This window comes from Waltera acetigignens, from assembly GCF_025567015.1.
GTDB lineage: Bacteria > Bacillota > Clostridia > Lachnospirales > Lachnospiraceae > Acetatifactor > Acetatifactor acetigignens.
The window spans coordinates 21,120-22,308 of sequence record NZ_JAOQJO010000001.1 but is presented as its reverse complement, the minus strand read 5'-3'; the positions used below and the strand labels follow the sequence as shown (position 1 = coordinate 22,308).

1 pseudogene is annotated in these 1,189 nt (G+C 55.4%); it reads right to left on the bottom strand.

Annotated features, from left to right (window positions below):
- A pseudogene (locus OCV96_RS00110) lies at positions 1–1,189 on the bottom strand (SNF2-related protein); the annotation flags it as partial.

The following is a 1,189-nucleotide window of genomic DNA, read 5'->3' as shown; positions in this document are numbered from 1 at the left end:
CTGGTGGCTCCGGCTCCTCGATATGCAGTCGTTCCACCACCACATCATAAGGCAGATTGTTCTTATCGCCCGGATAGACGGCCACGGTCTCGGAATGGAAGGCCGGGGATTCGGCAGCCGGTTCGGGGCGTTCCTGTCCAAAACCGTCCTGCTGACGGGCATACATCCCGCGCAGCAAAGGCGCAACTTCATCCCAGCGGAAATACAGCATAGCCAGACGCTTTTCCTCTGCATCCATGACTTCCAGTTCTATGCCCTGTGCCGTGGTACGGTAATCGGCAATATCGCCGGTCTCCAGATTCAGTGTCTCGATCTCACCGGAATAGGCTCTGCTCAGCCAGTAGGCGATCTCGCTGTTGCTCCTGCCGGATTGCAGCAGCGTGGAAATCTGCTTTTTATCCGCTTCATCCATCAGTCCATGAGCCAATACATCCCGCAAGTCCTGATCTGCCTTGTCCGGGTCAGTAGGAAGAAACTCGGTATAGTAAGCATTGCGGCGGTCTGCCCGAAGCAGCTGCTCGAACTGTTCTTTGCGCTCTGCCCGGTAGATGGGATATACCATCCCGGTGGGCAGAAGCTGTACGGTGTCCTCTCGCAGCTCGGTGATCTGATAGGCGTCATCCTCGATATACACGGTATCGCCCACGGCATAGACCGGGGCGGCAGGGTCATAGGAGGTTCTTTGCGGAGTTGGGCGGCGAACTGCATCATATTCCTCATCGGAAATGGAAACCTCGGAAGTCTGCTCTGTCTCAGCAGCTGCGATCTGCTCTACATCCGACATCACCTGTTGGATAAACGGATCATTGTCCAGTTTTTCCGGGTCTGCCACCTGGCCGTTGACGATCCCTCTTTCCTCCAGAGCTTCCCGGATGGCAATTGGGTCAATGTCGTCAAAACGGTCCTGTTCTTCTTCGGTATAGAACCGGTCCTCCTGAATGAGCTGGGCAAGCCTGCGCTGTACCTTCGGCCAGGGTAGCTGCGTTTCCTCCGGGCTGCCGGCACGGACAACGAACAGGCTGTTACTGCCGCCGTATTCCTGAGCCAGCCATGCGGCGGTATCTTTTTCTCTTGCATGGTCTTTCATATAGCGGACAACAGCGTGTTTACTCTCGATATTGCCGTTCCATGCACAAAGGGCAGTATCAATATCTTCCTGAGAAAGAGGGCGCAGAAGCTCATGGAGCTT